The sequence below is a fragment of the Aeromonas sobria genome (assembly GCF_050266975.1).
In the GTDB taxonomy this organism is placed as follows: domain Bacteria; phylum Pseudomonadota; class Gammaproteobacteria; order Enterobacterales; family Aeromonadaceae; genus Aeromonas; species Aeromonas sobria_B.
Map to the genome: position 1 here is coordinate 74,765 of NZ_JBKISU010000015.1, position 23,243 is coordinate 98,007.

Consider the following 23,243-nt stretch of genomic DNA (forward strand, 5'->3'; position numbering starts at 1 on the left):
TCACCCGAGGGCCCAAGTGGCGGACAGGATCCTGTGTCGGATCCGCCGCTTTGTGGCATAATCGGTCACCGATGAGCGCAAGCCCCGGCATCTTGGGGGCATGTGTTGTTAAAATCATCGGCGGTAAGGACTTTTTCCTTTGACTATCCCCTGTTGGACCTATAATATTCGCGCCCTATGCAAAAGGTGAAGTTGCCCGTTAAGGTTGATCCAGTCCGTAGTGCCTTGAAGCTACTCGATTATGTCGGGATAGTTGAAAAGTCGCAGATGCCCAGGCTGGAGGCATCAACCGCAGGCTTGCGAAGTGATGTGGATGTGTCACTGCACTTTGGCAAAGATGTCCAGAAGTTGACCGTTATGAAAGGCACTGCCCATGCCGAGGTTGACCTGGTTTGCCAGCGTTGTGGAGAGACGTTTCAACACCTTTGTGAAGCTGAATTTATCTACACTCCGCTGTTCGAAAGAACAAACGAGGAAGAACTGCCGGAAGCTTATGAGCCCATTGAGTTGGACGAAAACGGCGAGATAGATCTTCATCAAATCCTGGAGGATGAACTCATCCTCTCGTTGCCTCAAGTCGCAATGCATCCCATGGATGCCTGTCCGAGAGGAAACATGGAGATGACCTGGGGTGATATCGAACCTGCTGATGAGCGGCCAAACCCCTTTGCAGTTCTTGAAGAGCTTAAACGTAAGTGAATCTAGGAGTTAGCCTACCATGGCCGTACAACAGAACCGTAAAACCCGTGCCAAGCGTGGCATGCGTCGTTCCCACGATGCACTGACCAGCGCTGCCCTGACTGTTGATCAGACCAGTGGCGAAATTCATCGTCGTCACCACGTGACTGCCGATGGTTTCTACCGCGGTAAAAAGGTAATCGCTTAAGGATTGCCTTTGTCTACGCTCAACGTCGCGCTAGACATAATGGGGGGCGATTTCGGTCCCTCTGAAACAGTGCCTGCCGCCGTGCAGGCACTGTCTCTTTTGCCCCGGCTCAATCTGATCCTGGTCGGCAACGAAACCAGCGTCACACCGCTTCTGCGCCAGCATGGCTTGCTCAATCATCCCCGCGTTCGCTTCGTACATGCCTCCCAGGTCGTCGGGATGGGCGATAAGCCGATCGTCGCGCTGAGAACCCTCAAAGACTCCTCCATGCGGGTCGTGCTGGATCTGGTCAAGAGCGGCGCCGCCGATGCCTGCGTCAGTGCGGGCAACACCGGGGCCCTGATGGCCATGGCCAAGTGCGTGCTCAAGTCCCTGCCCGGGGTCGACAGACCCGCCCTTATCAAGGCGCTGCCGACGGTGGCGGGCAAGCGCACCGTCATGCTGGATCTGGGGGCCAACGTCAGTTGCGATGCCGACACCTTGCTGCAATTTGCGGTCATGGGCTCGGTCGTCGCCGAACTGGTGGAGGGCATAGCGTCACCTCGTGTCGCGCTGCTCAACGTGGGGGAGGAGGAGATCAAGGGCAACGATCTGGTGCGCCACAGCGCCGAGCTGTTGCGCCAGTGCCCTGCCATCAACTTCACCGGCTTCATCGAGGGAGACTGCTTGTTCACCGGCCAGGCGGATGTCATCGTCTGCGATGGCTTCGTGGGCAATGTGGCCCTGAAGACGGCGGAAGGGGTGGTGCGCATGATGGGACAACTGGCCGGTTATCCGCGAAAAAAGCGCAGTTTTCTTGGGCTGATCGCAGGATTTATGCTCAAACGGCGTTTTTCTTACCTGAACCCCGACCAGTATAACGGTGCAAGTCTGTTAGGATTGCGCGGCATTGTGGTAAAAAGTCATGGGCGGGCCGAACGTCGCGCCCTCTCTACTGCGATCCTGCTGGCCGCGCAAGAGGCCAAGCATCAACTTCCATTGCAAATAGCAGATCGCCTTGAATCTGTCTTTTCCGACAGGGATCTATAAGAACTCTATGCATAGCAAAATTCTGGGTACTGGCAGCTACCTGCCAAGTTCAGTGCGCACCAACGCCGATCTCGAACAGATGGTCGAGACCAGTCACGACTGGATCGTGGAGCGCACCGGGATCCATGAGCGCCGTATCGCGGGGGATGGCGAAACCGTCGCCACCCTTTCTCATCAGGCCGCCCTGCGTGCACTGGATGCCGCCGGCCTCCAGGCAAGCGATCTGGACATGATAGTGCTGGCCACCACCAGTGCCGAAAATGCCTTCCCGGCTGCCGCCTGCGAGCTGCAAAACCTGTTGGACGTGCCGGGGATCCCGGCGTTCGACATCGCCGCCGCCTGCGCCGGTTTCACCTATGCCCTCTCCATCGCCGATCAGTTCGTCAAATCGGGGGCGGCCCGCCATGTGCTGGTCGTCGGCGCCGATGTGCTGTCACGCATGTGCGATCCGCAAGATCGCGGCACCATCATACTGTTTGGTGATGGGGCAGGGGCCGTGGTCATTGGTGCCAGCGAGACCCCTGGCATCCTCTCCACCCACCTGCATGCCGATGGTCGCTATGGCGATCTGCTCAAGCTGCCCCAACCCCGTCGCGGCCTGAGCGGCAGCGAGCTCGAAGCCTACATGTATATGAAGGGCAACGATGTGTTCAAGGTCGCGGTGACCCGCCTGAGCGAGATAGTGACCGAGACCCTGGCCGCCGCCAACATAGATCCGAGCGAGCTCGACTGGCTGGTGCCGCACCAGGCCAACTACCGCATCATCAACGCCACCGCCAAGAAACTCGGCATGAGCCTTGACCGTGTGGTGCTGACCCTCGACAAACACGGCAATACCTCGGCCGCCTCCGTCCCCATCGCCTTCGATGAAGGGGTCCGTGACGGTCGTATCCAGCGCGGTCAGCTGGTGCTGCTCGAGGCGTTTGGTGGCGGATTTGCCTGGGGCTCAGCCCTGGTTCGCTTCTAAGCTTTCACCACGAAGGAGCGTGGCCAGCCCTGTGCCGGCCACGCTCCTCATGTCGTTTTCGCTTTAAAGGACATCATGATGACCCAATTTGCCATCGCTTTTCCGGGACAAGGCTCCCAGGCTGTCGGCATGCTGGCCGAACTGGCCGAACAGCATGCGATTATCAAAGAGACCTTCGCCGAGGCGAGCCAGGTGCTCGGTTATGATCTGCTGGCGCTGACCCTGCAGGGGCCGGCAGAAGAGCTGGGCAAGACCTGGAAGACCCAACCGGCCCTGCTGACCGCCTCCGTTGCCCTGTGGCGTCTGTGGCAGCAGCAGGGTGGGGCGACCCCGGCCGTCATGGCCGGTCACAGCCTCGGCGAGTATTCCGCCCTGGTCTGTAGCGGCGCCCTGGCCTTCACTGATGCCGTCAAGCTGGTCGAACTGCGCGGCCTGGCCATGCAGGAAGCCGTGCCGGAAGGCACCGGCGCCATGGCCGCTATCATCGGCCTGGACAACGACACCATCGCCGCCAACTGCGAGCAGGCCGCAGAGGAGCAGGTGGTCTCCCCGGTCAACTTCAACTCCCCGGGCCAGGTGGTGATCGCCGGGCACAAGGAAGCCGTCGAGCGTGCCAATGTGCTGATGAAGGCGTCCGGTGCCAAGCGGGCGCTGCCGCTGCCGGTCTCGGTGCCGTCTCACTGCGCCCTGATGAAACCGGCCGCCGAGAAGCTGGCCGCGGCCCTGGATGGGATCGAGATCAAGGTTCCATCCATCGCTGTCATCAATAATGTCGATGTCAGCTGTGAACAGGATCCGGCCGCCATCAAGCAGGCGCTGGTGCGTCAGCTGTTCAGCCCGGTACGTTGGACCGAGACGGTCGAGCGGATGGCCAATGAGGGCATCACCCTCGAGATCGAGATGGGACCGGGCAAGGTACTGACCGGTCTCGCCAAGCGTATCGACAAGCGGGTGGAAGGCATTCATGCCAACGATGCCGCTTCATTCGAACAGGCGCTGGCCCAGATTCAGTAAACAGGAGTAGAGCATGAGTTTTACCGATAAGGTTGTGTTGGTGACCGGCGCCAGTCGTGGCATCGGTCGTGCCATTGCCGAGACGTTCGTGGCCCGTGGCGCGAAAGTCGTGGGTACCGCGACCAGCGAGCGTGGCGCCGAGGCCATCAGCGCCTATCTGGGCGAGCATGGCTGCGGCCTGGCCCTGGATGTGACCAGCCCCGAATCCATCGAAGCCGTCTTCGCCGCCATCAAGGCGCGTTTTGGCGACATCGACATCCTGATCAACAACGCCGGTATCACCCGCGACAACCTGTTGATGCGCATGAAGGATGATGAGTGGAGCGAAATCATCGACACCAACCTCACTTCCCTCTATCGTCTGAGCAAGCCGGTGCTGCGCGCCATGATGAAGAAGCGCCATGGCCGCATCATCAGCATAGGTTCCGTGGTGGGCACCATGGGCAACGCAGGTCAGGTCAACTATGCCGCCGCCAAGGCCGGTCTGGTGGGCTTTACCAAGTCGCTGGCCCGTGAAGTGGCATCCCGTGGTATCACGGTCAATGCGGTGGCCCCAGGTTTCATCGAGACCGACATGACCAAGGCGCTCAATGAAGAGCAGCGGTCAGGTATCATGAGCCAGGTGCCCGCAGCCCGTTTGGGCGATCCGAAAGAAATTGCCGCCGCTGTGGTATTCTTGGCATCTGATGACGCCGCCTACATCACCGGCGAAACCCTGCATGTTAACGGCGGGATGTACATGGTGTAATCAATTTGTCGTCAGTTCTGCTCAAATTTGCGATATTACGCCGAAGTTTGGCACATTTCGTGGTTTGACCAGCAGCAAGCTACTTGCAAACCAACGTCAATTGAATAAACTACCCCAACCAGACGCAATAGCGTATTTTTAAAGGAAAATTCAGGTCATGAGCAACATCGAAGAACGCGTAAAGAAAATCATCATCGAACAACTGGGTGTTAAAGAGGAAGACGTTAAAAACGCTGCCTCCTTCGTCGACGACCTGGGCGCTGACTCTTTGGATACCGTTGAACTGGTAATGGCGCTGGAAGAAGAATTCGATACCGAGATCCCGGATGAAGAAGCCGAGAAGATCACCACTGTTCAAGCGGCTATCGACTACATCACCGCTAATCAGGAATAAGTTCCTGTTCTGAAAGAAGCGGCCCAAGGGCCGCTTCTTTTATGTTTACCCCTTTCAAAATACCTCTCGGAGACTAGCTCAGTGTCAAAACGCAGAGTCGTGGTGACCGGCCTGGGAATGCTTTCCCCGGTGGGCAACACAGCCGAATCCAGCTGGCAAGCCCTGCTCAACGGGCAGAGCGGCATCTCTCCCATCGAACACTTTGATGCCAGCGAGTTTGCGACCCGTTTCGCAGGCCAGGTCAAGGCGTTCGATCCCGAACAGTACGGCATCAACCGCAAAGAAGCCCGCAAGATGGATCTCTTCATCCAGTACGGCGTGGCGGCGGGCATACAGGCGTTGGATGATTCGGGTCTGGTTGTCAACGAAGACAACGCAGAGCGGGTGGGTGTGGCCATCGGTTCCGGCATCGGCGGCCTGGGTCTGATTGAACAGAACCATACCAGCCTCGTCAATGGCGGCCCGCGCAAGCTGAGCCCCTTCTTCGTGCCATCCACCATCATCAATATGGTGTCCGGTCATCTCTCCATCATGAAGGGACTGCAGGGGCCGAACATTGCCGTGACCACCGCCTGTACCACTGGCACCCATGCCATCGGCATGGCCGGTCGCATGATTGCCTACGGTGATGCGGACGTGATGGTCGCCGGTGGCACCGAGAAAGCGTCCACCCCCATGGGGATGGGCGGCTTCGCGGCGGCCAAGGCGCTCTCTACCCGCAACGACGAACCCACCAAGGCGAGTCGCCCCTGGGACAAGGATCGCGACGGTTTCGTGCTGGGTGACGGCGCCGGGGTGCTGGTGCTGGAAGAGTACGAGCATGCCAAGGCCCGTGGCGCCAAGATCTACGCCGAACTGGTTGGCTTTGGCATGAGTGGCGACGCCTATCACATGACGGCCCCGCCTTCTGATGGCAACGGTGGCGCTCGCGCCATGAAGAACGCCATCAAGGATGCCGGCATCGCCCCCGAGCAGATCGGTTACATCAATGCCCATGGCACCTCCACCCCCCTGGGTGACGTGGCCGAGCTGCGTGGCATGAAAGAGGTGTTTGGCGACCATGCCAACGCCCTGATGATCAGCTCCACCAAGTCGATGACCGGTCATCTGCTGGGTGCCGCCGGCGCCATCGAGGCGATCATTACCGTGCTGGCCCTTCGGGATCAGGTGGCTCCGCCCACCATCAACCTGGACAATCCGGATGAGGAGTGCGATCTGGATCTGGTGCCCCATGTGGCCAAACCAGGCCAGTTCGAGTACGCCCTCTCCAATTCCTTCGGATTTGGCGGCACCAATGGCTCCCTGATCTTCAAACGCGTATAATTCTCGCCAGGGCAATGTTCAATAGGCCCGATACGAGCTCGTATCGGGCCTTTTTTATCGGAGGGATCCCGCTTGCTCATCAATGGTGTATCCGCAGAGTCGATATCGGCCCGGGATCGAGGGTTGGCCTATGGCGATGGCCATTTCACCACCCTGCTGATCCAGGAGGGGCGGGCCCGCTACTGGCCCGAGCATCTGGCGCGCTTGCAACAGGGCTGCGCGCGACTCGCCATCTCGCCGCCGTGCTGGACCAGTCTGGCGGCCGAGCTCGACACCCTGATCGCCGATCAGGCGCTGGCCGTCGCCAAGATAGTGCTGACCCGAGGGGAGGGGGGCCGTGGCTATGATGGCACTGGCTGCCTGCAGACCAGCCGGATCCTCTCTCTGGCGCCCTATCCCATGCACTATCTGGATTGGCAGCGGACCGGCATCAGCATTGGCGTCTGCCAGCAGCGCATTGGTGACAGCCCCATGCTGGCCGGACTCAAGACCCTCAATCGACTGGAACAAGTTTTGCTTAAAGGCGAACTTGCCAAGCAAGGCGCAGTCGAAGGAATAGTATTGAATTGCCGAGGGTTTCTGGTGGAAGGGGTGAGTGCCAACCTGTTCTGGCGCCGGGGGAGCACCGTCTTTACCCCGGATCTTGGCCACGGTGGCGTGGATGGCATCATGCGCCGACAGGTGATGTCGCTCCTGCGTCAGATGGGGATCGAGCTGCGTATCGTCGAAGCCCCCCTGGAGTCACTCTGGCAGGCCGAGGAGGTCTGGCTGACCAATACCCTGATGGGCCTGGTGCCCGTCACCCGTATCGAGCATAAAGAGTACGACTCACAGCAGGTGGTGCGTCGTCTACAGGAGCGATTGCTAATTGAAGTTTAATCGGCTTTACACCCTGCTCGCGGGAGCGGCCCTGAGCGCCGCCCTGGCCGGCGGGTACGTCTATTACAAGTGGTATCAGGTGGAGACCCTGACCAACAAGGGGCCGACCCGCCTCTACACAGTCACAAAGGGCTCCCATGCCGCCGGCCTCATCACCGAACTGGCCGATGGCGAGGTGACCCCCTGGGCGCTTCGGCTCTGGCTTCGCAGCCATCCTGAATTGGCGGCCATCAAGTCAGGCACCTACGAGATCAAGGAAGGGACCCCCTTGAAGGAGACTCTCTCCCTGTTTGCCTCGGGCAAAGAGTTTCATTTAAGCCTGACCTTCGTCGAGGGATCCCGCTTCGAGGATTGGCAGAAGCAGCTCGCCAGCGCCCCCTATCTGGAGCGGGTCACCCTGGAGCAAGACGAGACCGAGCTGGCCCATGAGCTCGGCATCGACAATGGCAAGCTGGAAGGCTGGTTCCTGCCGGAGACTTACGCCTATACGGTTCATGCCAGCGATCTCTCCGTGCTGCGCCGCGCCCATCAGGAGATGGAGAGCGTCCTGCAAACCGCCTGGGAGAATCGCCAGGAGAACCTGCCCTACAAGACGCCCTATGAAGCCTTGATCATGGCCTCCATCATAGAGAAGGAGACAGGGGTGCCCGAGGAGCGTGCCGAGATTGCCGGTGTCTTCGTCAACCGGCTGCGCCTTGGCATGAAGTTGCAGACGGATCCGACCGTCATCTATGGGGTCAAGGATCGCTACGATGGCAATATTCGCCGCAGCGATCTCACCGACGTGAATCCCTACAACACCTATGTGATCGACGGCCTGCCACCAACCCCCATCGCCATGCCGGGCAAGGCATCCATCGAGGCGGCCCTCAACCCCAAGGCGAGCGATTTTCTCTACTTCGTCGCCAAGGGGGGCGGTGCCCATCACTTCTCCCGAACCCTCGAAGAGCATAACCGGGCGGTTCGCCAATACATTTTGAAGAAATCCTGATGTCCAAATTTATCGTGATCGAAGGACTGGAAGGGGCGGGCAAGAGCTCCGCCGTCCAGTATGTCACCGACTACCTCAAGGCCCATGGCGTCTCGCGCATCGAGTGTACCCGGGAACCGGGTGGCACCCCATTGGCCGAGCGGATGCGGGCCATCGTCAAGGAGGTGCACGAGGAACCACTCACCATCCAGGCCGAGCTGCTGCTGATGTATGCCTCCCGGGTGCAACTGGTGGAGACGCGGATCAAACCGGCCCTGCGTGAGGGAATCTGGGTGGTGGGGGACAGGCATGATCTCTCCTCCCAGGCCTATCAAGGGGGCGGGCGCGGCATAGACAGCGGGCTCATTCACGCCATCAAGCAAGCGGTGCTCGGCGACTTCAAACCCGATCTCACCCTCTATCTCGACATCGATCCCGCCCTGGGATTGCAGCGGGCTCGCCATCGTGGGGAACTCGACCGGATCGAGCTGGAGCAGCTGAGCTTCTTCGAGCGGACCCGGGCCCGTTATCTCGAGCTGGCCGCCCAGGATGACAGCATCCTGGTGATCGATGCCAGCCAGACACCGGAGCGGGTCAAGGCCGCCATCGAACTCGCACTGGACAGCCGCGCATGTATCCCTGGCTGATCCCGGACTGGCAGGCCCTGAGCCAGAGCGCGGTCGCCGGGCGACTCGGCCATGCCTGGTTGCTGCTGGGGGAAGCCGGCCTTGGCAAGGAGCAGCTGGCGGAGCGGCTGGCACGGCTCCATCTGTGCCACCAACCCCGGCAGGGGGAACCTTGTGGCCACTGCCATGCCTGCCAGCTGGCAGACAAGGGCAACCATCCTGATCTCAGCATCATCGCAGGCGACAGCAAGACCATAGGGGTGGATGCGGTGCGCGAGCTCGGCTCGCGTCTGCAGCGTTCCGCCCAGCTCGGTCGCGGCAAGGTGGTGATCATGCCCGATGCCGAACGCATGACGGAAGCGGCGGCCAACGCCCTGCTCAAGACCCTGGAAGAGCCGGCCGGCGACAGCCTGCTGCTGCTGATCGCCTCGCAGATCTCCCGTCTCCTGCCCACCATCCGCAGCCGCTGCCATAAGCATGTCTGCCACATTCCCCCCGAGCCGGTCACCCTGAACTGGCTGGCTGAACAGGGCCATCCGGCGACCCAGGCCCAGGTGCGGATCTGCCAGGGGGCGCCGCTGCGGGTGCTCGACTATCTGGCGCAGCAACAGGACAAGGCACGCCAGGATCTCTTGGGGGGCTTCGTGCAGCTGAGCCAGGAGCCGACCCGGATCACCGCGCTCTGCTCCCTGCTGGGACAGGAGACCCAGATCCGCTTGCACTGGTTGCAACTGCTGCTGTGCGATGCCCTCAAGACCCAGGCCGGCTGCGGTCATCAGCAGTTGGCGATGCCGGATATGGCCGGGCTCAGTCATGCTCTGGCCGAGGGCCACTCCAGCGAGCGGCTGCTCGATGCCGAGCAACGTCTCGTCAGCCTCAAAGAGGCCTGCCAACCGGGGCAACTCTCCAATCCGACCATACATCTGATGAACTGGCTCAGCCATTGGCTGTGAACAGAGGAAAAGATCCCATGTTATTCGTAGATTCCCATTGCCATCTGGATCGGCTCAGCTATGGCAGCAAGCAGACCGATCTGGCCGATGTGCTGGCCAAGGCGGCGGCGCGCCAGGTGGGTTACTTTCTGTGTGTGAGCGTGACCCAGCAACAGTTTCCAGAGATGCTGGCGGCGATCGCGCCCTATCCCCAGGTGTTTGCCTCCTGCGGCGTGCACCCGCTCAATCAGGATCCCGGCGTGGACGCCCCCCTGCTGCTCGAGCAGGCAAAGGATCCTCGGGTGGTCGCCATCGGTGAGACCGGGCTCGATTATTTCTATAGTCCTGAGAATAAAGAGGTGCAGCAGCACTCGTTCCGAGAGCATATCCGGGTAGCGCGGGCGCTGAACAAGCCCCTGATCATCCATACCCGGGATGCCCAGGAGGATACCTTGCGGATCATGGCCGAAGAGGGAGCGGATCAGGTGGGTGGCGTGCTGCACTGCTTCACCGAATCCCTGGAGATGGCCGAGGCCGCCATGGCCATGGGCTTTTATGTCTCCATCTCCGGCATAGTGACCTTCAAGAGTGCCGCCGCCTTGCAGGAGGTGGTCAGGGCACTGCCGCTGTCGCGGTTGCTGATAGAGACGGACTCTCCCTATCTGGCGCCGGTGCCACACCGGGGGAGGGAGAACGAACCCGCCTTCGTGGTTGACGTGGCCCAGTTCATCGCCGACCTGCGTCAGATCCCCCTTGCCGAACTGGCGCAAGCCACCAGCCACAACTTTTTCGAGCTGTTCAAACTGGCCAAGCAGTGAGCCAACAGGCCCCGTGCAACGGGGTCTGTTTCATTTAAAGCGCCTATCTTCCCTCACGCAAACACGCCATCACAGGATGCGTTATCTCTCACACCTCGGACGGCCAATCCAACCTAATACCCATGAAAAGCAATGTTATGAAGCCACTCAAGGTGAGGATTGAACGGGGGCTTGCCTGGGTTGAAGGCAGATCCATCAAGTATCGATAATATTCATTATCGATACTTGATGAGGATGAAAGATCCTGTAAGATCCCCGGAACTCCATATGAAATCATAGGGTTACCAGTGACTTCCGCTTTTTTGCCCCAGACGGCTCACCAAGGGTTGCAGAGCGTCTTCGATGCCAGGCTCAACAGCCGAGCTCGCCGCTTCCTGCGCAGTGCCAAGGCCGACACCACCCTCAATGCCTATCAGGCGGATACCCGTATCTTCGTCCACTGGTGCCAGTTGCAGGGGCTGGATCCCCTGGCCTGCAACCACCTCGATATCATGAACTTCCTGGCGGATCAGGCCGATGGGGTACTCGCCCACTGGGTCTGGCTCGACAAGAGCCGGGGCAGGGGGGAGCTGCGCAACGGGGAGCCGAGGAAACCGGCCACCCTGGTGCGGCGTCTGGCGGGGATCCGCTATGCCTTTCGCCAGAAGGGGATAGCGCCCATGCCCACCGAGCACAGCGAGATCAAGGAGATGATGCGGGGGATAGTGCGTCTCGGTGAGACCCGCAAGCGCAAGACAGGGGCCCTGACCCTGCAACCCCTGGCCCAGGTACTCGAGGCGATCGACACAGATACCCTGGCGGGTCTGCGAGACCACACCTTGCTGCTGTTGATGTTCAGCGGAGCCCTGCGTCGCTCGGAAGCGGCCCGTATCGAGGTCGAGGATCTCGATTTCGTCGGGCGGGGAGTGAGGCTGCGTCTCAAGCCGAGCAAGCATCAGCTCCATGAGACCGAGATAGCCCTGATCCCGGGGCGGGAACATTGCCCCATCGCGGCCCTGCGCCACTGGCTGACCATGAGTGGCATCAGCCAAGGTGCCCTGTTTCGCCGCATGACCCGCTGGGGTCAACTCACCCAGGACCCCCTCGGACCGCAAGGCATCAACCTGATGATCAAGCGGCGCACCGGCATGGCCATCGACGATCTCTATGTCAGCGGCCACAGCCTGAGGCGGGGCTTCATCACCTCGGCGGTGACGGCCGGCAAGCCGATGAACAAGATCATCGAGGTCACTCGCCACAAGGACATGCGCACCTTGCAGGAGTATTTCGACGATGCCAACAAGTTCGATGACCATGCCCTGCAGGGGCTGCTCTGAGCCGGGAGCCGCGAACAGTACAATCCGGGGCTGACATCCCCCCTGTCAAAAACTAGTTGAAATGTCGTGAATTCCGTCAAATAGAAATGTCATAAAATAGAGTAAGTGCTGAGTAAAGAGTCACGACAACACAAGTGTAGTGAAGGGCCACAGGAGTCTCACCATTTTGATCGCTCGCGCTGAAATTTCACAATTCAAATCAACGCTACTTACTGTGTTAACCTTTCAAAGTGTTCTTCATTTGGAACTTGAAAAGTAAGGTATGAAAGAAGAATTCAGTAGATACGAGCCCTCCGAATACCTGACGAACGAGCTAGAGATAACAGCCTATCTCAATGAAGCAATAGAGATCGGAGACCCTGAACTGCTTGCTATAGTCCTTGGTGATATCGCTAAGGCTAGAAGCCAAACCAACAAGCTGAATTTGGAGTTATATCATGGCAGACATGGCAATGACGATTCGGTTGCTCAGTGAACCAGCAGGCTGGATGTGGCAAGAATTGAAACCACTTATTGAAGAAGGGCAAGCGGCCTGCTTAGGTAATAGAGAGTATGAATTTCACACATATGGCGATGGGCATACATTCGAGCTCACATGTGCTCGCCTAGGGATTCAGTGTTAGGCTTCGTTTGAATCTGACGATTGGAATGTCATCAAGCCTAGTTATCACTTCACATCTGGTCTAGGGAGCCTGTAAATCCAATTGTGTAACCGCCCACGAATAAGTAACTTTTTCAAAAGGATACCTTCGTGGGTAAGCAAATGGACCAAGACACACTCAAAGCTCTGGCTGCTGAGCTGGCCAAAGACATCAAGTCTGAAAAAGATCTCGGCACCCTCACCCAACAGCTGATCAAGCTCACCGTCGAGACCGCGCTCAATGCCGAAATGGACGAGCATCTGGGCTACCAGAAACACGCCCCACAAGGCCGTGGCACCGGCAATAATCGCAATGGCTATTCCACCAAACGCCTCAAAGGGCAGCACGGAGAGGTCACCATCCAGGCGCCTCGTGACCGCAACAGCTCCTTCGAGCCTCAGTTTGTCCGCAAGGGCCAGTCCCGCCTGACCCAGATGGACGACCAGATCCTCGCCCTCTACGCCAAGGGCTTGAGCACGCGCGATATCGTGGACGCGTTCAAAGAGATGTATGACGCCGACATCTCGGCGGGGCTGGTATCGAAGGTGACCGAACGTGTCATCGAGCAGGTCCACGAATGGCAAAACCGGCCGCTGGATCCGCTCTATCCCATCGTCTATCTGGACTGCATTGTGCTGAAGATCCGCGCGAACCAGCGGGTGATTAACAAGTCGCTCTATCTGGCACTGGGCATCAATATGGAGGGTCACAAGGAGCTGTTGGGCCTGTGGCTGGCCGAGACCGAAGGGGCAAAGTTCTGGCTATCGGTCCTGACCGAGCTGAAGAATCGCGGCTTGGAAGACATCCTGATTGCGTGTGTGGACGGTCTCAAGGGCTTCCCTGATGCCATTGCAGTGGAGTATCCCCAGACCAAGGTTCAACTGTGTATCGTCCACATGGTGCGCAACTCGTTGCGCTATGTCTCCTGGAAGGACTACAAGGCGGTGACGGCGGATCTGAAGCAGATCTACCACTCTGCGACGGAACGTGAGGCTCAGCAGGCGCTGGCGGCCTTCGGCGAGCGCTGGGATAGCCAGTACCCGCAAATAGCGCGCTCCTGGCAGGGTAACTGGGATAATCTGATCACGCTGTTCGATTATCCCCCCGCCATCCGGAAGGTGATTTACACCACCAATGCCATTGAGTCGTTGAACAGCGTGCTGCGCAAAGCGACCAAGCAAAGGAAGCTCTTCCCGACCGACGACTCTGCGCTAAAAGTGGCGTTTCTCGCGATACAGCAGGCCTCCAAGAAATGGACCATGCCGATCCAGAATTGGAAGCTTGCCCTGAATCGCTTTATTATCGAGTTCGGAGATCGCCTGAACGGTCACGTGTAATGGAGTGGGCAGTTACACAGAATCATTTACAGGCTCGGTCTAGGTGATAACTAGACTTTTATATATCAATTTCGCTCTTGTTCTACTAAATATTCGTAGGCGGCATCACACCAGCATGATATATCCCCTAAGGCCGCTAGATTGATAGACACCCCCTCTTGTTTAAAGTCATAACTCAAGCTTTTAAGCAAAAGCATTGCAACATGACTAGGGGTAGGATTTTGAATCGAAAGGGTTTTTCTCGCATAGTCCCGAATGTCATTGGTTTGTACTCGGTGGCTCAAGTCATAGTATTTATTAGCTAACTTTGACTTCATCACGTTAGGTGATGGCGTTGAATCGTTCGGTAATGTTGAGATACTCTTTTTCAATGCTTCAATTGCAGCATTGATTGATTTTGCTCTAAATGAAAGTGTTTTTATTATAAATAACACCAAGATAAATAATACAATGCTGATAACGTATTCCATAATGCCTCCATACATTCTTAATAAATAAAACTAAGTATAGTTGTGCACTTGGACATCTGACTAATCACTTACTTTCCCTGCTGTTGCTGCCACTCAATGATTGCCGCAGTGATAACAGGGGAAGATGGAATCTCCTGTGGTCCGGTGATCTGTGGCCGCCCACGTTTACGTTTTACCGCTGTCTGTATGGCTTCCTTCGCAATGTCAAACAGCTCTGGCCTATCTGATTGCGCCTCCATCCGTTCGCCGCTAACGTCCAGCAGCGCCTTGTAATACTGTTCTTCTCCTAGCCGATTGGGTTTTACCTTATCAGGGTGTGGCCCACGGCGCCGGTTCGTGGTCGGGCTAGCTGGCAGGCTGCGTGAGCGCACATCATCACGCATGGTTTGCACTTCCTGCGCCATTTGCAAAACATGGCCAAGCCGCTTGTTATCGACAACAGCCCCCTGATTCACGGGCGCGAGGTGATCATTGATGCAGTATTCCAAGAGCTCACCCTCTGGCCCACGTAACTCCACCCGATCATCGCAATAGTGGTACACCGTGATTTCTCGACCGATCAGGCGGCGCTGGGCGGGGGTATCGAACAACAGATATTGCACCTTGTCATACTGGGTCGTAAGTCGCTTGGATACCTGTCTCGGTTCCTTCCAGATCAGCGTGTGCTCCAGATCGTCTTGTGGGCCCAAGGGCCGATGCACATCCAGCTCATGTAAAGGGGCCTTACCGAAACGCTGGTTGTAATCAACAATGAAGCCCGGTAGCCATGCATTGGCATCGACAATCGAGCTGATCCCTGCCAATCTCAGCTCCTTCACCAATCTGTCTTGCAAGGTCAAGTGTGCTCGCTCTACACGGCCTTTGGCCGCACTGCTGTGTGCACAGAAGCCGTCGATGTTGAGCTCATTCAGAGCACGGGCAAACTGTGTTTGTCCCTCTCCGCGAGCTGACTTGTGGTTGACCCTGAACACGCTGGCTAAAATGCCAACGGTCTGCCGTGAGCGACCAGGTGATCGCGCAGTGTGCCAAAGTAGGCGAAGGTAGACTTGGAATGCACAAAACGCAGAGCGGTGATCTGGCTGGTCGCATCGTCCACAAACACGATGGCGGTACAGGCTGGCGCCCGATCTTCAAACCAGCGATGATCACAGCCATCAATTTGGATAAGCTCACCAAAGCAGGCCCGCCGGTAGCGAGGCTGTTGGATCCTGGGGGGACGCTGCCGACGCGGTACCCACAATCCCAGATCGATCATCAGCTGGCGAACTGTGCCGATGGCAAGGTGGATGCCATGTAGCTCAGCCAACTTCTCTGCGGCTAATGTTGGCCCGAAATCAGGGTAATGCTGTAAAATGAGCCGTCCAGCACGCTCCTTCACCCCAACGGGTAGCTGATGATTACTGGGCTTGCCAATATGCTGTGAACGCAACCCCGGTGGCCCAGATAACTTATACCGATCGACTAATCGGTAAATTTGGCGAACGGATAGGTCCAGTCGCTGAGCCCCGATACTTGCTGTGAGGTGGCCATCCACGATTGCTTGGATAGTCTTGAGCCGGTCGATTTCTCTCATGCTAAACCAGATCTCGTTGCGTCTCATCAGGGATGCCCATTGCATGGTCGGTAACTAACCAGCTTAGCAACCCGGAGTGACACTTCAATTTGTCGTAAACATGACATTACTACTTAACCCTTACATCATCACTGCGTCATGGCATTTTTTATGTTAAATAACCAAGTGTCTCGCCAGCCGCACGTCGGGGCTGGGGGAGCAGCACAGGCGGCCCTTTCTTCCCATCCCCTTAGCCTTTACCATGGTCGTCGGCTGGCGGCCATGCGGGTACCCGCCCGTCACCCCTCTTCTCCCCTGGGTCGAGGGTGAGAGATAACGAATGCCATTTCTGGAGATATCAACATCCTATGAGCCAACAAGAGAAGCCTGCAAAGTCCCTCGACAATGCCCAGCGCCAACGGCTGCATGTGAAGCGCAAGCAGGAGAGCCACAGCCGGTTGCAGTGCTGGATCAGCCTGCGCCACGCGAACCGGCTGGCGGAGCTGGGTCGCAGGCTGGAAGATAGCCAGGCTTCCCTCATTGAGCAGGCGATCGATCTGCTCTATCAGCATGAGTGTCAGCAAGAGGAAGTGCCGGCGCCAGAGCCGCGTCAGTCAGCGTCAAGCCCCTCACGGCTCGCCCTGGCCGACACCGTCACGGAGTGAGAGATAACAGATTGCCTGGATAAAAAAAGCCAGGTACGAATTCCATGTACCTGGCATAGGGGAATTGGCTCCTTGCAGAGCCGTGCGCTAACTGGTTGCGGATAAAATAAAGCTTAGCCAAGGGGGAAGGCTTTGCAAGATCTGGAAAAATTTTCAACCAGTGTGTGGGTTTTCAAGACTCAAACAAGTTCGTGTCACGGACCAGATCCCGGGGCAGGGCATTCTTGATCCGGCTGCCGACCCACTTGCCGAGCCCCAGGGCATAACCCTGATAACGCAGGATCACCTCGCCCTGACCGCTCTCTCCCGCCGGATGCAGATCCCGGCCCATCATGAATTCCCGCGCCTGGTCGCTATCGAGTTCAACCCAGCCCTTGCTGGCCAGATGGCCCTGGGCCAGCGCCCACTCGTGGGTGAGGCGATACCCTTTCTTGTGGGTCTGCGCCAGCTTGAGGCCGATACGATCCAGCCGGATCTTGTTCATCAGCCGGGGGGCGAAGGGGAGGGGGAAGAGCCAGATCTCGTCATCGCGCACGAACAGCGCCCCATCTGGGACTATGCCATAGTCGCGGATCAGCGCGTCCCTGAGGGAAGCCGCGTCACGCTCCGCCATGGGGGTGAAGGGAAACTTGCCCAGACGTCCCGGCTTGAACATGGGGTTGGCCACCGAGTGCCGCTTGCGCAATCTGGCGACGAAAAATCCTTCACTGTCGTAGATCTGGGGCCAAACATGCAGGTATCCCTCCTGGGTGCAGGCCTGATCCGCACCGGGGAAGAGATCCCCCAGGGATTCGAAGCAGAGGGCATCACCGAAGCGCTCGACCATGAAGCGGCAGATATCCTGGTTCTCTTCATGGCTCAGGGTGCAGGTGGAGTAGACGATGACGCCGCCGGGCTTCAAGGCATGAAAGGCGCTCTCCAGCAGGGTGCGTTGCACCTGGGCAATTTCCCCTATGCTGGCCAGGCTCCAGTTGCGAAAGGCATCCTCATCCTTGCGTACCGTCCCTTCTCCCGAGCAGGGGGCGTCGAGCAGGATGGCGTCGAAGGTTTCCGGCAGCCATTGGCCGAATACCTTGGCATCGAAGTGGCTGAGCCCTATGTTGCTCACCCCGCAGCGCTGGACATTGGCCGCCAGCACCTTGACCCGGCTGCTGGAAAACTCGTTGGCGACCAGCATGCCGCGGTTCCCCATCAGGGCGGCGATCTGGGTACTCTTCGAGCCGGGTGCCGCCGCGGCATCGAGCAACAGCTCGGCCTCGCTCACCCCGGCGGCGGCGAACAGCGCCGTCACCGGCAACATGGAACTCGCCTCCTGGATATAGAAGAGGCCGAGCAGGTGCTCCGCCGTGTTGCCAAGGGGCACGGTGTCGTCGGCCCGGGTCAACCAGAAACCGGTCTCGCACCAGGGCACGGGATCCAGGGTCCAGCCCTTCTCGGCCATGCGGGCCTGGAAGTCGGCGACGGCGATCTTGAGGGTGTTGACCCGGATGCTGCGGCGCAGGGGGCGGCGGCAGCTGGCCACGAACTCGGCCATGGAGAGATGCGCAGGCATGATGGCGGCGATGTGGCTCAAAAACGCATCGGGAAGTAGGGTATTGTCGTGCACTTGGCATCTCGCTGGCCCAAAAACAGGGGCGACATGTTAGCACATCTTGCCGGCATGGCAGAGCGCCATGGCGCCGCCCAGCCGGAAAGGGGCGCCAAAAAGCAGCCCGGCACTGGGCCGGGCTGCTCGGAGGATGAGGATGGCTCAAGGGGTGAGGCGGGGACTCCAGCCGAGCCACTCCTCATCGGCCTTGTCATGGAGGGGGAAGCTCTGGCCGCTGCGCACCCTGGCCCCGGTGTTCTGCTCCGGGGTGGTGAAGGCGATCCCGCCCGCCACCAGGCTCTGCAAGGTCTCCACCTGTATGGTGCCCCCGGTCAGGCCTATGTCGGCCTTGACTCCGGACACATTCCAGAAGCGGCTGTTGGCGCGTACCAGGTAGCCATAGTCAGGCTCCACCTGCACCTGGATGTGCACCTCGCTGCCATCGGGGGCGAGCGCCACCTGGCTCACGCTGCCCACCACCATCTTGCGAAACAGCAAGGGGCTGCCGACCGCCAGGCCATTGAGGGCCGGACTCTTGAGGGTGAGCATCAAGCCGGACTGCGGCGATTCATGCAAGGGGAAGCGGGTCTTGCCCGCCCCCTGGCCCGGGCTCGCCTCGATGAAGGCCCCCTTCACCAGGGTGTCCAGGTGCGTGATGCCGGCAAAGCCGAGCTTGGCCTGGGCCAGGGTGAAGCTGGCCCCGGACTGCAGGAAGCGATCGGCGTACCTGGCCTCGAGTTCGGCCAGGAAGATCACCTGGCCCATGGCCGGATCCAGCGCCACCTCCTTGACCTTGCCTATGGTGACGCCGCGATAGCGGATGGCAGAGCCTTCACCCAGACCGGGATTGCGGGCAGCGACCAGGGTAAAGGGGCGCACCATGGCCTGGGCCTGCTCCCTGTCGTCGAACAGCTTGCCATTGCCCTGACTGGTGGGGGAGTTGTCAAACTCTATCCCCCCCCGCAGCAGGGTGGCCAGGTTCCCCGCCTTGATGCGCACCCCGTCCAGCCCCACATGGGTGTCGATGGCCGCCTTCTTCCAGAACTGGGTCTGGCTGCCCACCAGGGGGGCATAGACGGCATCTATCTCCAGGGCGATGCGTACCTCCCCCCCCTTCACCTGCAGCTGGGTCACCTTGCCCGCCTGCAATCCCAGGTAAAACACCGGGGTGCCGATGGCGATGCCATCGGCCTGGCTCGCGCTGAGCCACCAGGTCTTGGCCACGGCCTTGGCCGACCCGAGCAGGGCCAGCTGCTCATCGGGGTAGAGTCTATCGATCCGCCCGCCCTGGCTGGCCTGCACCAGCTTGATGCCACCGGCCAGCCAGCTCGCGGCCGGACTGGTTGCCACCTTGATGCCGCTGAGATCGGCCTGGATCTGCAGCGGCGTGGCCCGATAGAAGCGGGCCCGCTCGAGCAGGGCGCCATGGGTTTCCTCGATGAACACCTTGACCCTGGCATTGCCGCCGGCATCCAGGGAGAGGGCGCGAATGCTGCCCACCTGCAACCCCTTGTACCAGACCGGTGCCCCCTCGCTCAGGCCGGCGAGATCTTCCGTGCTCAGGGTCAGCTCCCGGCCCTTGGCCGCTGCCTGGGCACTCAGGATCAGGGTCTCTGCCCTGGGGCCTGCCACATAGTCGAGGCGGATGGCGGGCCCGGCCAGCAGGCGATCGCCGTGCTCTATCCCGGCCAGGGAGAGATTGACGCTCTCCCACACCAGGCGGCTGTTGCCGGTGATGCGAAACGCCTGCTCAGGACTTATCAGGGCGCTCACCTCCCGTCCCTTGTCGGTCAGGCGAATGGGATCGATGCGCCCAATCTCTATGCCCTCGTACAGGATGGGCATCCCCTCCTTGACCGGCAGATCGCCCACCTGCAGTCGCACTCGCTCGCCCCGGGCGGCCTCGGCCAGTCCCTTGTAGAGCACGAAGGTCTCGCCGCGCCTGGCCGTGGGCGACCCGGCTGGGGAGTCGAAGGCGATGCCGCCACTCAGGATGGAGGCCAGGCTGCCCGCCTCCACGCTGACCCCGGCCAGGCTGAAGTTGCCCTTGATGCCGCTGATGTTCCAGAAGCGGGTATCGGCCTTCACCAGATGTTCGAAACGCGGCTCGATCACGATATCCAGCAGCACCTGCTTGTCCTGCTCGCCGAGCCGGGTATTGATGACGCTGCCCACCTCCAGGCCGCGAAAATAGAGCTTGGCCCCTATCCCCACCGAGCCGAGGGAGTCGGCGCTCAAATGCAGAGTACGCCCCTGGGCCAGATAGCCGGGGGGAGGGCCGTCGAGGGCGTCGAACTCGCTGGCGGCGGGATTGCTCTCCCGCCCGGGCTGCACATTGATGTAGTTGCCCGAGACCAGGGTATCGAGGCCGGAGATCTCGGTCAGCGACGCCTTCGGGCTCACCAGCCAGAAGCCGGTGCCCTTGCGCATCAGGGCCCGGGCCCGGCTGTCCACCTTGGCGAGCACGGCTATCTTGCGGCCATCCTCAGCCAGCGCCAGATCCTGCACCACCCCGATGGCCACCCCCTGATAACGCAGCTGGGTCTTGCCCGGCAAGATGCCGTTCCCCTGCTCGAAGTTGATGCGGATCTGCTCGCCGCTGTTCTGGTATTGCTGATAGAGAAAACCCGCCGCCAGCAAGAGGGCGATGAGGGGCAGCAACCAGACCGGCGACAACCAGCGATGTTTCTTGATGACGGGTTCAGCCCCGACCATACCGACTCCTTATGGGGCGCTTGCACGGCCCGCTGACAACAAATAAAGAAGAGATTAACGGGCCGCCTTGTCCCACAGCAGCCGGGTATCGAGCATGCGGGCCGAGAGCATGGTGAGCAGGACGACCCCGGCGAAGGCCGTGGCCCCTGGGCCGGCCTGCACGTTGAGCAGCACCCCCCGATCGACCAGGGCAACCATAAGCGAGATGACAAAGAGATCCAGCATGGACCAGCGACCGATGAAATCGATGATGCGATACATCACCAGTTGACGCCGCCGCCGCACCGGCTTTCGCCGCTGCAGCTGCCAGCAGATCCAGCCCAGCCCCAGGATCTTCATCACGGGCACCACTATGCTGGCGGTGAGCACTATGGTGGCGATACCGGACATCTTGCTGCGATACAGCGCCATGATGCCGCTGAAAATGGTGTCCGATTGCAGCAAGCCCTTGTTGAAGAAATGGGTGATGGGCAAGAGATTGGCCGGCAGCAGCATGAAGGTGGCCAGGGCCAGCAGCCCCCATGACCAGCGCAGGGAGTGGGGGGTACGCAGGTGAAGCGCGCCGTGACAGCGGGGACAGAGGCGATGGGGGACGAAGCGCACCAGCAGGCCGCAGTGATGACAGCGGCATAGCCCGAGCTCACGGGCGCTCACCAGGGTCTGCCCTCCCGTCATCTCATGCTCTCTCTCAGATCCGCTCATCGGGCTCCCCCTCGGCAACCGGCGGATCCAGCGCGACCCGCTCCCAGTAGGGGGCCGGATTGAACAGGATCAGCAGGGTCATGTTGAGCAACATCAGGATGGAGAGGCTGAGCAGGCCGCCCCCCAGGCGCACGTCGGCGATGTCGATCAGCTTGAACAGGGCGACCAGCAGGCTGACCAGATAGACCTCCAGCATGGCCCAGTGGCGAAACACCTCCACCGCCTTGAGGGTCACGGGAATGATGCCAAGCCGGGTCGCCAGACCACTGGCGAGGGACAGGATGCCCAGCAGCAGCCCGGTCGGCGCCAGCACGGCGCACCAGAACACCAGGGCCGACACCCAATACTCATGGGCCTGCCACAGCATCTGGATGCCGCGCAGCAGGGTCGCGTCCGAGTTTTCGCCGGCCAGGCGCAGATAGAGCAGGGGCTCGAAAAACGCCGAGGGCAGCAGCAGCAGACCGGTGAGGGAGAGTGCCATCAACTGGGAGGGGCGAAACCCGTAACGGCCATAGAGGTGCTGGTGGCAGCGGGGACAATGGGCATGACGGCGCAGGGGCAATAACTTGCGGGCGATCAGCAAGTCGCAGGCCGGACAGACGATCACGTTATTGGGATCCGACATACGTTTCAACCTGTTGAAGGAGTTGGTGAAATTTACCTTAAAACCGGCTGGCTGTCTTGCCTCTCTCCCTCAGTGCCACGAAAGTATAATTGATGTTGACGTAAAGGTAATATTAGATAATCAGACCCGACAAATGAAAGGAGTCATGATGTCCAGCCCAATCCCCTCGGCCGGTCGCCGTTTTCGCGATGCCCTCACCCAGGAAGCCCCGTTGCAAATCGTGGGCACCATCAATGCCTATATGGCACTCATGGCAGAGCGCAGCGGTTTTCGCGCCCTCTATCTCTCCGGCGCCGGGGTGGCCAATGCCTCCTACGGCCTGCCGGATCTCGGCATGACCTCGATGAATGACGTGCTGATCGACGCCGAGCGCATCACGGCCGCCACCCGGGTGCCGCTGCTGGTGGACATAGACACCGGCTGGGGCGGCGCCTTCAACATAGCGCGCACCATTCGCGCGTTCGAGCGGGCCGGGGTGGCTGCCGTCCACATGGAGGATCAGGTCGCGCAGAAACGCTGCGGCCACAGGCCCAACAAGGCGGTGGTGAGCCAGGGGGAGATGGTGGACAGGATCAAGGCGGCGGTCGATGCCCGTCAGGACGCAGACTTCGTCATCATGGCCCGCACCGATGCCCTGGCGGTGGAAGGCATTGGGGACGCCCTGGAGCGGGTCGCCGCCTATGTGGCCGCCGGGGCCGACATGATCTTCGCCGAGGCGGTGACCGAGCTTGGCCAATACGATCTGTTTGCCAAGGCCGCCGGGGTGCCCATCCTCGCCAACATGACCGAATTTGGCAAGACCGAGCTGTTTGACAAATCGGTGCTCGCAGAGCACGGGGTGGACATGGTGCTCTACCCCTTGAGCGCCAGCCGGGCGGCCAACCAGGCCGCCCTCGATGTCTACCAGCACATTCGCCAGGAGGGCCATCAGCGGGCCGTCGTGGAGAGCATGCAGACCCGGGAGGCCCTCTACGACTTCCTCGGCTATCACCACTACGAGCAGACCCTGGATCGTCTGTTCACCACCAAGGATTAGGAGGTTCGTC

At 59.8% G+C, this 23,243-nt stretch carries 23 protein-coding genes and 1 pseudogene; 18 read left to right on the forward strand and 6 right to left on the reverse strand.

Going from position 1 to position 23,243, the window contains the following annotated elements; genetic code table 11:
- The first annotated feature begins 177 nt into the window (after positions 1 to 177).
- The 16 genes from yceD to ACLHZ1_RS10585 all read left to right on the forward strand — a co-directional run bounded on the left by yceD (position 178) and on the right by ACLHZ1_RS10585 (position 13,880).
- The gene (gene yceD / locus ACLHZ1_RS10510) at positions 178 to 699 is read left to right on the forward strand and encodes a 23S rRNA accumulation protein YceD (protein WP_084205223.1); all 522 of its coding nucleotides are present in this window, start codon (positions 178 to 180) and stop codon (positions 697 to 699) included.
- Between the two features lie 19 nt (positions 700 to 718).
- Positions 719 to 886 (forward strand): 50S ribosomal protein L32, encoded by a 168-nt coding sequence (rpmF, locus tag ACLHZ1_RS10515; RefSeq protein ID WP_005311492.1) that lies wholly within the window; start codon positions 719 to 721, stop codon positions 884 to 886.
- Between the two features lie 9 nt (positions 887 to 895).
- Positions 896 to 1,915, forward strand: coding sequence for a phosphate acyltransferase PlsX (gene plsX, locus ACLHZ1_RS10520; RefSeq protein ID WP_408774640.1), 1,020 nt, complete (start codon positions 896 to 898; stop codon positions 1,913 to 1,915).
- Positions 1,916 to 1,922: 7 nt separating this feature from the next.
- A complete protein-coding gene (locus ACLHZ1_RS10525) occupies positions 1,923 to 2,882 on the forward strand; it encodes a beta-ketoacyl-ACP synthase III (protein ID WP_041992300.1) in 960 nt (319 codons plus the stop codon).
- 78 nt (positions 2,883 to 2,960) lie between these two features.
- The gene (gene fabD / locus ACLHZ1_RS10530) at positions 2,961 to 3,896 is read left to right on the forward strand and encodes an ACP S-malonyltransferase (protein WP_427262072.1); all 936 of its coding nucleotides are present in this window, start codon (positions 2,961 to 2,963) and stop codon (positions 3,894 to 3,896) included.
- A gap of 13 nt (positions 3,897 to 3,909) precedes the next feature.
- Positions 3,910 to 4,644 carry a 3-oxoacyl-ACP reductase FabG gene (fabG, locus tag ACLHZ1_RS10535; RefSeq protein WP_427262050.1) on the forward strand — a complete coding sequence of 245 codons (735 nt, stop codon included), beginning with the start codon at positions 3,910 to 3,912 and terminating at the stop codon, positions 4,642 to 4,644.
- Positions 4,645 to 4,801: 157 nt separating this feature from the next.
- Positions 4,802 to 5,038, forward strand: coding sequence for an acyl carrier protein (gene acpP, locus ACLHZ1_RS10540; RefSeq protein WP_005300909.1), 237 nt, complete (start codon positions 4,802 to 4,804; stop codon positions 5,036 to 5,038).
- 81 nt (positions 5,039 to 5,119) lie between these two features.
- Positions 5,120 to 6,361 (forward strand): beta-ketoacyl-ACP synthase II, encoded by a 1,242-nt coding sequence (gene fabF, locus ACLHZ1_RS10545; protein WP_427262051.1) that lies wholly within the window; start codon positions 5,120 to 5,122, stop codon positions 6,359 to 6,361.
- A gap of 72 nt (positions 6,362 to 6,433) precedes the next feature.
- Positions 6,434 to 7,240 carry an aminodeoxychorismate lyase gene (gene pabC, locus ACLHZ1_RS10550; protein ID WP_427262052.1) on the forward strand — a complete coding sequence of 269 codons (807 nt, stop codon included), beginning with the start codon at positions 6,434 to 6,436 and terminating at the stop codon, positions 7,238 to 7,240.
- Positions 7,230 to 8,231 (forward strand): endolytic transglycosylase MltG, encoded by a 1,002-nt coding sequence (gene mltG / locus ACLHZ1_RS10555; RefSeq protein WP_427262053.1) that lies wholly within the window; start codon positions 7,230 to 7,232, stop codon positions 8,229 to 8,231. The genes pabC and mltG overlap by 11 nt, the downstream gene beginning before the upstream one ends.
- The gene (gene tmk / locus ACLHZ1_RS10560; protein WP_427262054.1) at positions 8,231 to 8,857 is read left to right on the forward strand and encodes a dTMP kinase; all 627 of its coding nucleotides are present in this window, start codon (positions 8,231 to 8,233) and stop codon (positions 8,855 to 8,857) included. The genes mltG and tmk overlap by 1 nt, the downstream gene beginning before the upstream one ends.
- Positions 8,842 to 9,789: a DNA polymerase III subunit delta' gene (gene holB, locus ACLHZ1_RS10565; RefSeq protein WP_427262055.1), complete on the forward strand. Its 948-nt coding sequence runs from the start codon at positions 8,842 to 8,844 to the stop codon at positions 9,787 to 9,789. The genes tmk and holB overlap by 16 nt, the downstream gene beginning before the upstream one ends.
- Before the next feature lie 17 nt (positions 9,790 to 9,806).
- Entirely contained in the window at positions 9,807 to 10,586 is a 780-nt protein-coding gene (locus tag ACLHZ1_RS10570) for a TatD family hydrolase (RefSeq protein WP_427262056.1), read from the forward strand.
- 374 nt (positions 10,587 to 10,960) lie between these two features.
- Positions 10,961 to 11,902, forward strand: coding sequence for a tyrosine-type recombinase/integrase (locus tag ACLHZ1_RS10575; protein ID WP_427262073.1), 942 nt, complete (start codon positions 10,961 to 10,963; stop codon positions 11,900 to 11,902).
- Between the two features lie 262 nt (positions 11,903 to 12,164).
- The gene (locus ACLHZ1_RS10580; protein ID WP_427262057.1) at positions 12,165 to 12,377 is read left to right on the forward strand and encodes a DNA-binding protein; all 213 of its coding nucleotides are present in this window, start codon (positions 12,165 to 12,167) and stop codon (positions 12,375 to 12,377) included.
- 288 nt (positions 12,378 to 12,665) lie between these two features.
- Positions 12,666 to 13,880 (forward strand): IS256 family transposase, encoded by a 1,215-nt coding sequence (locus ACLHZ1_RS10585; RefSeq protein WP_427262074.1) that lies wholly within the window; start codon positions 12,666 to 12,668, stop codon positions 13,878 to 13,880.
- 65 nt (positions 13,881 to 13,945) lie between these two features.
- Here ACLHZ1_RS10585 and ACLHZ1_RS10590 read toward each other — a convergent pair whose 3' ends face one another.
- On the reverse strand, positions 13,946 to 14,350 hold the full coding sequence (locus tag ACLHZ1_RS10590) for a hypothetical protein (protein ID WP_427262058.1): 405 nt from the start codon (positions 14,348 to 14,350) through the stop codon (positions 13,946 to 13,948).
- A gap of 260 nt (positions 14,351 to 14,610) precedes the next feature.
- Positions 14,611 to 15,950: pseudogene (locus ACLHZ1_RS10595) on the reverse strand (ISNCY family transposase); the annotation flags it as partial.
- Between the two features lie 320 nt (positions 15,951 to 16,270).
- Between ACLHZ1_RS10595 and ACLHZ1_RS10600 the strand changes: the two are divergent.
- Positions 16,271 to 16,567, forward strand: coding sequence for a RepB family protein (locus ACLHZ1_RS10600; RefSeq protein WP_427262059.1), 297 nt, complete (start codon positions 16,271 to 16,273; stop codon positions 16,565 to 16,567).
- A gap of 172 nt (positions 16,568 to 16,739) precedes the next feature.
- Here the strand turns inward: ACLHZ1_RS10600 and rsmF are convergent, their stop codons facing one another.
- From rsmF to ACLHZ1_RS10620, 4 genes are all read right to left on the reverse strand, one after another.
- The gene (rsmF, locus tag ACLHZ1_RS10605) at positions 16,740 to 18,173 is read right to left on the reverse strand and encodes a 16S rRNA (cytosine(1407)-C(5))-methyltransferase RsmF (RefSeq protein ID WP_427262060.1); all 1,434 of its coding nucleotides are present in this window, start codon (positions 18,171 to 18,173) and stop codon (positions 16,740 to 16,742) included.
- A 144-nt stretch (positions 18,174 to 18,317) separates the two neighbouring features.
- Complete coding sequence (locus ACLHZ1_RS10610) at positions 18,318 to 20,870, reverse strand: MlaD family protein (protein ID WP_427262061.1); 2,553 nt, start codon at positions 20,868 to 20,870, stop codon at positions 18,318 to 18,320.
- Positions 20,871 to 20,924: 54 nt separating this feature from the next.
- Complete coding sequence (locus ACLHZ1_RS10615) at positions 20,925 to 21,545, reverse strand: paraquat-inducible protein A (RefSeq protein ID WP_427262062.1); 621 nt, start codon at positions 21,543 to 21,545, stop codon at positions 20,925 to 20,927.
- 13 nt (positions 21,546 to 21,558) lie between these two features.
- Positions 21,559 to 22,197: a paraquat-inducible protein A gene (locus ACLHZ1_RS10620; protein ID WP_427262063.1), complete on the reverse strand. Its 639-nt coding sequence runs from the start codon at positions 22,195 to 22,197 to the stop codon at positions 21,559 to 21,561.
- Between the two features lie 148 nt (positions 22,198 to 22,345).
- Here ACLHZ1_RS10620 and prpB point away from each other — a divergent pair, with 148 nt between their 5' ends.
- Positions 22,346 to 23,233: a methylisocitrate lyase gene (prpB, locus tag ACLHZ1_RS10625; protein ID WP_427262064.1), complete on the forward strand. Its 888-nt coding sequence runs from the start codon at positions 22,346 to 22,348 to the stop codon at positions 23,231 to 23,233.
- Positions 23,234 to 23,243 lie beyond the last annotated feature (10 nt).